Source organism: Lactobacillus sp. UCMA15818 (genome assembly GCF_030400225.1).
Classification (GTDB): domain Bacteria; phylum Bacillota; class Bacilli; order Lactobacillales; family Lactobacillaceae; genus Liquorilactobacillus.
In genome coordinates this window covers 19406-28381 of the sequence record NZ_VJYB01000018.1, presented here as the reverse complement: position 1 = coordinate 28381, position 8976 = coordinate 19406, and the positions used below count along the sequence as shown (strand labels likewise).

At 36.3% G+C, this 8976-nt stretch carries 9 protein-coding genes; 6 read left to right on the top strand and 3 right to left on the bottom strand.

Translation table 11 applies throughout. The annotated features are described in order from the left end of the window. Nucleotides 1-322 precede the first annotated feature (322 nt). From FFX44_RS11795 to FFX44_RS11780, 4 genes are all read left to right on the top strand, one after another. On the top strand, nt 323-895 hold the full coding sequence (locus FFX44_RS11795) for a uracil-DNA glycosylase family protein (protein ID WP_289981215.1): 573 nt from the start codon (nt 323-325) through the stop codon (nt 893-895). A 31-nt stretch (nt 896-926) separates the two neighbouring features. Then, nucleotides 927-1961 (top strand): acryloyl-CoA reductase, encoded by a 1035-nt coding sequence (locus FFX44_RS11790; RefSeq protein ID WP_289981212.1) that lies wholly within the window; start codon nt 927-929, stop codon nt 1959-1961. A gap of 256 nt (nt 1962-2217) precedes the next feature. Beyond that, nucleotides 2218-3795: an Nramp family divalent metal transporter gene (locus FFX44_RS11785; RefSeq protein WP_289981209.1), complete on the top strand. Its 1578-nt coding sequence runs from the start codon at nt 2218-2220 to the stop codon at nt 3793-3795. A 24-nt stretch (nt 3796-3819) separates the two neighbouring features. Next, nucleotides 3820-4254: a universal stress protein gene (locus tag FFX44_RS11780; protein WP_289981208.1), complete on the top strand. Its 435-nt coding sequence runs from the start codon at nt 3820-3822 to the stop codon at nt 4252-4254. Nucleotides 4255-4467: 213 nt separating this feature from the next. On the opposite strand, the gene FFX44_RS11775 is transcribed toward FFX44_RS11780, so the two are convergent. Continuing rightward, nucleotides 4468-4809, bottom strand: a complete 342-nt coding sequence (locus tag FFX44_RS11775; protein ID WP_289981204.1) for a metalloregulator ArsR/SmtB family transcription factor — start codon at nt 4807-4809, stop codon at nt 4468-4470. A gap of 355 nt (nt 4810-5164) precedes the next feature. Between FFX44_RS11775 and FFX44_RS11770 the strand changes: the two genes are divergently transcribed. Next, nucleotides 5165-6016, top strand: coding sequence for an oxidoreductase (locus FFX44_RS11770; RefSeq protein ID WP_289981218.1), 852 nt, complete (start codon nt 5165-5167; stop codon nt 6014-6016). A gap of 252 nt (nt 6017-6268) precedes the next feature. On the opposite strand, the gene FFX44_RS11765 is transcribed toward FFX44_RS11770, so the two are convergent. Both FFX44_RS11765 and FFX44_RS11760 read right to left on the bottom strand, forming a co-directional pair. Beyond that, on the bottom strand, nt 6269-6931 hold the full coding sequence (locus tag FFX44_RS11765; protein WP_289981217.1) for a VIT family protein: 663 nt from the start codon (nt 6929-6931) through the stop codon (nt 6269-6271). A 90-nt stretch (nt 6932-7021) separates the two neighbouring features. Continuing rightward, nucleotides 7022-7702: a VIT family protein gene (locus tag FFX44_RS11760; RefSeq protein WP_289981203.1), complete on the bottom strand. Its 681-nt coding sequence runs from the start codon at nt 7700-7702 to the stop codon at nt 7022-7024. Between the two features lie 236 nt (nt 7703-7938). Here FFX44_RS11760 and hemH point away from each other — a divergent pair, with 236 nt between their 5' ends. Beyond that, nucleotides 7939-8907, top strand: coding sequence for a ferrochelatase (hemH, locus tag FFX44_RS11755; RefSeq protein ID WP_289981202.1), 969 nt, complete (start codon nt 7939-7941; stop codon nt 8905-8907). Nucleotides 8908-8976: the final 69 nt, after the last annotated feature.

Here is an 8976-nt window from a genome sequence, read left to right as displayed (position 1 = left end):
GCTAATGTGGTAGAACCGATACCACTTAAATATTCGGTTACAACTTTTATTTTGAAGTTCAAATTAAATTTCATTATAGTAAAACCCCCAAGATTGGATTTACGTCCAATCTTGGGGGTTCACTTTACATGAGTGCTTTTTTATTTCTCACCGGTTGCAGTAAAAAATGATAGCACATTATATTATACTATACTTTCAAAGTTCCTATAAGAAAGCAACACAATAGGATAGAGAACTGCGATGATAAAGGGAATCATATAAATTATTTAGTATTCTGTTGTATAATTGAACATATAAAGTCTACTTGAACGGGGGAATAATAATGAGTATTTATGATGATATTGTGAACGATGAGCAGAACAAGAATTATACCGTTGCGAGACTATATCCTGTCTTTTCAGCACCTAGAACGGCTAAAGTATTGATTATTGGACAAGCTCCGGGAAAGAAAGTACAGGACTCCGGTATTATGTGGAATGATGCTTCTGGTGAACGATTACGTGAATGGCTAGGAATTGATAAAACAACATTTTATGATTCTGGAGAAATTGCGGTTATTCCCATGGACTTCTATTATCCTGGAAAGGCAAAATCAGGTGATAAGCCACCCAGAAAGGGAATTGCAGCAAAATGGCATCCAAAATTATTGGCACAAATGCCGAATATTCAACTCACAGTTCTAATAGGTGCCTATGCCCAGCGATATTATTTGAATTTAACACCCAAAACAACAATAACAAGTACAGTTCAACATTTTATGGAATACTTACCTGAATATTTTCCTATCGTCCATCCATCACCACGTAACAATATTTGGCTAACGAAAAATCCTTGGTTCTTAACAGATGTAATACCAGAATTAAAGAAGCAGATTACAAGAACTATTCAAGTATAAAGCAGAAATTATTGCAGAAGGGATTTGAATAATGGAAGATAAGTTATTTAAAGCAATAGTGGTTGATAAGAGCGAGAACATGCAAGAGGTGCAGCAAGAACTGCGAAATATTACCCTTTCTGACTTATCTGAAGGGAATGTAATTGTGAAGATTGCGTATTCTTCGTTAAATTATAAAGATGTGCTGGCCTTTCAGAATAATGCAGGAGTAATCCGAAAGTATCCCATGGTTCCAGGGGTGGATTTTGGCGGTACAGTTATTGAGACGGGCGATTCTCGGTTTTTAATAGGAGATAAGGTATTGTGCACGGGTTACAATGTGGGCGTCTCACATACGGGGGGCTTATCTGAGTATGCAAGGGTTCCTGCAGAATGGCTGATAAAACTAGGCCAAGATGTATCATTGAAATATATTATGTCACTGGGGACCGCGGGATTGACGGCTGCACTTTCTGTGCACGAAATTATTGCAGAAGGGGCAAAAATTGATTCTAAAGTACTTGTTACAGGTATTACTGGCGGAGTGGGAGGTATCGTTATTGCTCTTTTAAAAAAATTGAAAATGAAAAATATTTCAGTTTTTGTCAGGAACAAAGAACAGCAAGATAGTTATCGCAAAGAGTTTCAACACGTGTATTTACAAGAGGAACTTGCAACTAAAAAATTGATTGCACAGCAAAAATTCGATTATGTAATTGATTGCGTGGGAGGAACAGTGTTGGAAGCTGTATTACCTTGGGTTAGTTATAAAGGAGTAGTTACAGCATGTGGAAACATTGCTGGTAACAAATTAGAAACTAATATACTTCCCTTTATCTTACGTGGTGTCCGATTAATTGGGATCGATTCAGTAAATATCACACTTGAAGAAAAAAAGGAGATATGGCAGCGATTGTTGACGGATTGGAATATTGCCGAGACATTTTCAGTGAATGTTTTTCCATTGACTGAGGTTGAATATGTGGTCGATAATTGGACCAAAGCAAGAAATAGGGGCAGAATTATAATTAGTATGCCGGACACCAAGATTGTTGAAAAACAAGTAGGCCGAGTACATGTTTATTAAGTTATTGCAAAGTAGTCATTGAGGAGTTGAGTCAAAAAATTTAATTTTGATTTGGCTCCATTTGTTTATTCAGGATGAACGTGTCTCACCTACAATGAAGCTGATTCTAGGGGTGAATTTTAAGCAAATATTAATAGAAAAAGTCACTATTTAAAAATATTTTTTATGGTTAGCCTAAAAAAAAGTTCAAATTAAGCAAACTGGGGTGTATAATACACTTTGGTCCTACTTAATATTTGAAAGGTGGTAAATTATTTTGGGTAATAATAAAACTCAAGGGAAGAAGCATCATTTAATTGAATATGCCAATGGTCCTTCGCTTGAGGAGATTAATGGTACTGTGGAGGTTCCTAAAGGAAAGGGATTTCTGAAAACTTTATTTATGTATTCTGGTCCAGGAGCCTTAGTAGCGGTTGGTTATATGGATCCGGGAAATTGGTCGACTTCGATCACTGGTGGTCAGAACTTTCAATACATGTTAATTTCTGTGATTTTAATGTCGAGTTTAATTGCGATGTTGTTACAATACATGGCTGCTAAACTGGGAATTGTAAGTCAAATGGATTTAGCTCAAGCTATCAGGGCAAGGACTGGGAAATCATTAGGAATTGTTTTATGGATTCTAACCGAACTTGCGATTATGGCAACAGATATTGCCGAAGTAATAGGGGCAGCAATTGCGTTATATCTTTTATTCCATATTCCATTGGTAATTGCAGTTTTTCTAACAGTTTTTGATGTCTTATTATTACTTTTGTTAACCAAGATAGGATTTCGTAAAATTGAAGCAATTGTTGTTTGTTTAATTTTTGTTATTCTACTGGTTTTTCTTTACCAAGTTGCACTCTCTAATCCAAGTTGGGGTGATGTACTTAAAGGATTCGTACCTACAGGTGAAACATTTGCTAGTTCACCAAGCATTGGTGGAATGACCCCAATTTCTGGTGCATTAGGAATTATTGGTGCTACGGTTATGCCACATAATTTATATTTGCATTCAGCTGTTTCACAGACTAGAAAGATTGATCATGATGATGAAGAAGACGTAGCAAGGACAGTTAGGTTTTCAACATGGGATTCAAACATTCAGTTGTCACTAGCTTTTGTTGTTAATTCACTGTTATTGATTATGGGTGTTGCAGTTTTCAAGTCTGGTGCTGTTAAAGATCCATCATTCTTTGGACTATTCGAAGCTTTATCTAATTCATCAGCTCTTAGCAACGGAGTATTAATAGCTGTTGCAAAATCAGGAGTGTTATCTATCTTATTTGCGGTTGCCTTATTAGCTTCAGGCCAAAACTCAACGATTACTGGTACATTAACTGGACAAGTAATTATGGAAGGTTTTGTCCATATGAAAATGCCACTTTGGGCACGTCGTTTAGTGACTAGATTAATTTCTGTAATTCCAGTTTTAATTTGTGTTTCTATGACAAGTAATGAGAGTGCGATTAAACAACATGAGGCTATTAATACCTTAATGAATAACTCACAAGTTTTTCTTGCATTTGCCTTGCCATTCTCAATGCTGCCACTGTTAATGTTGACTAATAGTGATATTGAGATGCACAAGCGCTTCAAAAACACGCTTTGGGTTAAAATTTTGGGCTGGTTTTCTGTTATCGCACTAACAGTGTTAAATATGAAGGGACTTCCTGGGTCAATTGAAGCATTCTTCGGAGATAATGCAACAAAAGCACAGCTTGCTTTAGCAGACAATATTGCATATGTTTTAATTATTGCCATTTTAGCTTTGCTAGCTTGGACTATGGTTGATTTGTACCGTGGTGATAAACGTCTTAGAAGATTGCATAATGAATCAGTTAATGGTTAAAGAAAACGTTAAGAGGGGTGAACAATGAGCGAAAAAAAGATTAATAGAATATTGGTTGGTGTTGATGATTCCGCTGATGCTTTGTTGGCTTTTGATTACGCTATTACGAGAGCTAAGGAAGACGATGCAGAGCTGATAATTGCTTCTGTCTTAGAAAGTGATGAATTAAGCGTTTTTCAAGCAATGGATAAAGACTTCATTCATGGTGAGAGATCAGAGTTAGAGGAGCATATTTTGGGATATCGTGATCAAGCACTTGCTAAGGGAGTTAAGCATGTTAGAACGATTATCGCAGAAGGCGACGCAGGTGAATCAATTGTGAAGAAGGTTATTCCTAAGGTAAGTCCTGATTTGTTGATAATTGGTTCGGAATCAAAGAAGGGTATCAAGGGTCGTTTTGGTAGCCAGGCAGCATACATGGCTAAACATGCTCCAATATCAGTTTTGGTAGTTAGATAGAAATTCCATTTTGATTAGGTTTTACAGTCAAAAGACTGGGTAAGGAATACCGACCTCCAAAAGTTAGATTAAAAATCTAATTTTCGGGGGTCGGTATTTTTGTAGTTAAATATAATCTAAACCATTTTTTATTGGTTCTGGCTGAACATAGAATATGAGACGGTAAAATTTATCATCTACTCAAAAACCTACTGACATATGTGAGCCAGCAAGCTATTGACCATGCCCTTTGCCACGAATAACATGGTCAGCATGTGCAAGTGTTTCATTTACCACATCAAGAATATGTGGATCATCGAGTTGATAATAATTTGCCTTGCCTAATCTAGTTGCAGTCACCAGTTGATGCTTGCGCAGCGTTGCTAGCTGATGAGAAACGACCGATTGTTCGATATTTAGTAATTCAACCAAGTCACTGACGTTAAGAGACTGTTGTTCCAGAACCTTTAGCAGTTGTAACCGGATGGGATTACTTAGTATTTTGAATATTTTTTGTGATTCCATAAGATGAGCGGAATCAAGTAGCTGAATCTTCACTTTACTTTTTGAATCCATTTTGTTCGGCCTCTTCCCATTAGAATTTCGTAATTGTTAGAATACTCCTATTATATTATAGGATTAATTGTTCTGCTAGCCTAGGGAACAAGCTGCTTGGAACATCTACGCTAATTGTACCTTCCAAATTAATAGCAAAAAGAGCTAGCCATTTTGACAATTTCATATGAGTTACTAGATGAGAAAAGGAAATGTGCATAAATCGGTATCTCGAGCAACTTCATTTCCTCAATCTGACAAATTGTCAAAGTTAATAATGATTTCAAAAGTTGACTTAAAGTATACTTTAGATGGTATATTAACATTATTCAAGTTAAATGTAGTTCTTGAAAATAATTCAAAAGAAGGCTTTCTAATGCAAAAGGAAAAACGGGTCTGGTTTGTTACTGGCACATCAACTGGTTTTGGACGTCAATTAGTTGAACAATTAATTTCTGAGAACGAATTAGTTGTGGCTACTGCTCGTAATATTGATAAAATTTCGGATTGGAGTAATAAGCCCAATGTCTTGATTGAAACGGTTGATGTCACAATTCCCAGTCAAATTGAAAAAGCCATGCAACAAGCTGTGGATCGTTGGGGTCGCATTGATATCCTGGTAAATAATGCTGGTTGGGGATATTTTGGCTCTGTAGAGGAAACTGATGATCAAAAAGTACGGCAGATGATGGAAACTAACTTTTGGGGTGTTTCGAATGCAACCCGCAGTGTTTTGCCAATAATGAGAAAGCAAGAATCCGGCTACATCATCAATCTTAGTTCAATTGCCGGGTTGCTTGGAACGCCATCACTGGGTTATTACAATGCAAGCAAGCATGCTGTTGAAGGTTTGATGAAGTCGTTGTTAAAAGAAGTTAGCCCATTGGGTATTAAAATCACGAATATTGAACCTGGACCTTTTAGAACTGACTGGGCCGGCAGATCACACTTGTCTGCTCCACAAACAATTTCTGCTTATGATGCAACTGCACATAAGCGAACCCAAACAATTGAAGGCTTTTCAGGGGAACAAAAAGGTTCTCCTGCTTTAGTTGCCAAGGCTATTATTAAGTTGAGTCAATTAAAGAATCCGCCTTTACATTTCTTAGCGGGGAAAGATGCTTTTAACCGTTTCCAAGAAGAAATTGAACAGGAAAAGATTGATTTTAATAATTTTAAAGAGGATTCGACTCATCTTGATTATGGTGATGAGGGTTACTGGGATTAGTCGTAAATTTCCAAAATTTAATAGCTGAAATTAGAGAGTGTACCATGAATTTTTATTTATGAAACACGTTTATCTGTAATAAATAGAGGAATTGGATCAAAATTTAACTTTTGACTCAATTCCTCTATTTATGCTAGCTGAAATAAAAATAGAATATCTGAAAATATGATTGTAATAATATCAATTTAGATTTTTTAAAATGAGCATGGAAGCACATAATAAAAGTGATGACGGTAAAGTTTTGGTGGATTTCTATAATAAAATCCCAATGCTATAATGGATAATCATTGTCAAAATACCAACAAGCAGATTACGCATAATAGCAATTTTAACTAAGCCATTTCCTAATCTAGCACTCAAATAACCAGTTAAGGAAACCGAGACACAAACGGCAAGGATAGTTGCAGGCCACTGGAAACTAACAGGGCATAAGGTCATTGCAGCTAATGGGAAAATTCCACCTGCTGTTGCTGAGAATAGTGATGAAAAAGCAGCTGCCCAAGGGTTCATATAATGTCCCAGCTTCAGGTTATATTTAATATCAACCAATGTTTCGAGTGGCTTTTTAGCTATCAAGTCTGCAGCTATTTCAGTTGCAGTTGCAGGTGTAACTCCTTTTTCTTCATAAAATAGAGCAATTCGCTTTTTCTCAGCATCTAAATTATTATCCAGTAGAAGCTTTTCTTTTGATACAACAGATTTTTCAGTATCCTTTTGTGTACTCACTGATGCATACTCACCAGCTGCCATTGAGAAGGCACATGCAATTAAATCAGCAAGTCCAGCAATGAAAATTGTAAATTGATTTGTTGTTGCAACAGCGACACTAAATAAGACACCGACGACGGTCAGAATTCCATCGTTTGATCCTAGAACTCCAGCACGCAGAGTATTCAGTTTTTCATCAATTGTCATTTTTGATTTATTCGTATTCTGTTCAACATTTTTGTTAATATTTGTACTAACATTCTTATTTTTTTTCAAAATATCAGGATTCACTTAAAATCACCTTCCTATTAATGTACCAATTCCATATGTTACAAGCATTGTTAATATACCAGAAATAACATTTCGTATAACGCTATTTCTCCGATTTGAATTTCCAAGAACTGCGGCAATAAACCCTGTGATAGCCAAAGCAATTACGACGGAAATAAAAGTTGCAAAGACCTTTATTGATTCGGGCAACATTGTGATTGCTAATAAAGGTAGAATCGAACCCAGAGGGAAAGATATCATTGACGATAATGCTGCAGCATATGGACTCGTAAATTCACTGATATCAAAGCCAAAACGTTCGCGAACAGATGTTAACAGTGCATCTTTTTTCATCATTTCAGAAGCTGCCTTAGTAGCAAGCTCGGGTTGGATTCCTTTTAATACGTATTTATCTCTGACATATGATACTTCTCCATCATAGTTCAGTGAGAGAGCCGATTTTTGTTGAATAATTGCTTTTTTCTGTGCATCTTTTTGTGCATTTACTGATACATATTCGCCCATGGCCATTGATACAGTTCCAGCCAACATTCCAGCAATTCCAGCTAGAAAAATAGCATAGTTATTGTCAGTTGCTCCGGCGACACCAATAACAATCCCAGCGACAGACAAAATACCATCATTAGCCCCCATCACGGCTGCTCGCATAATATTGACTTTTTGCGCGAGACTTCTTTTCTTCTCCATTACACTAATCCCTCCAACTAGTTTAGAATATTTCTAAACTAGTAATTATTATAGTATACATTTGAAGAAATGTAAATTGATAACAAAGGAGTATGAGCAAAAAATAAGTAATCATAAATTTTTACTTTGAATCAGTTAGTAATTATGCTAAAATTGGAAAAAAGTAATTGAGAATGTTTATCAATTAACTGTTCGTTAGTCTCTTATTAAATGGCAACTTAAAAAGGGTGAAAAAAATGAAAAAAGGTGTTTTATTAATTAATTTAGGAACTCCTAAGACTCCTACGCCAGCTGATGTGCGTATTTATCTAAAAAAATTCTTGAGTGATCCGCGTGTGATTGATATGCCAGCGTGGAAATGGAATCCAATTTTAAATTTGGCAATTCTACCCCACAGGCCTGAGAAATCAGCCAAGTTATATCAGACAATCTGGTCAGAGGAACATGGCTCACCTTTGCTTTATTACACACAACGACAAAAAGAGATGTTGCAAGCAGAGTTACCTGATTATGTAGTTCGCTATGCTATGAGTTATAGTGAACCTGAAATTGCAGAGGAACTTCTTGAGCTGGAGCAAATGGAAGTCGATAACTTAACAATTATTCCATTGTATCCGCAATACTCAACGACAACGGTTGGTTCGGTTGTAGATGATATCAACCGCTTTTATATGGGAAGAATAAAGATACCTAATCTAAAGATAGTCACAGACTTTTGTGACTATCTTCCATATATCAATGCACTGGCAGATAAAATAAAAATGGCAATTAATGAATTTCAACCAGATAGACTATTATTTTCTTATCATGGTATTCCTGTTAGTTACGTTGAGAAAGGGGATCCATATGCTGAACGGTGCAAAATCACAACCAAGCTGATAATGGAGAGACTACAGAATGTTCCGTATACTGAAACCTTTCAGTCTAGATTTGGACCAGACAAGTGGTTGACACCTGCGACAGATGATACATTACGGGCTTTCCCTAATGAAGGAGTTAAGCGTGTATTGGTGGTTGCTCCAAGCTTTGTTTCAGACTGTCTTGAAACATTGCATGAACTTGAAATTGAGAATCAAGAATATTTCATGGAAAGCGGTGGTACGGAATTTAAGATGGTTCCAGCACTTAATGATGATTTTGCTTTTACCCAAGTACTTAAAGGTCTGGTATTAGACCAAGATACTAGGGTCTGTTGCAGAACCTGACAAAAAGCTGGGAATCAGATAGTAGTGAGTCTTATCAATAGATTTTGAGCACTATTTTACTCTATAATG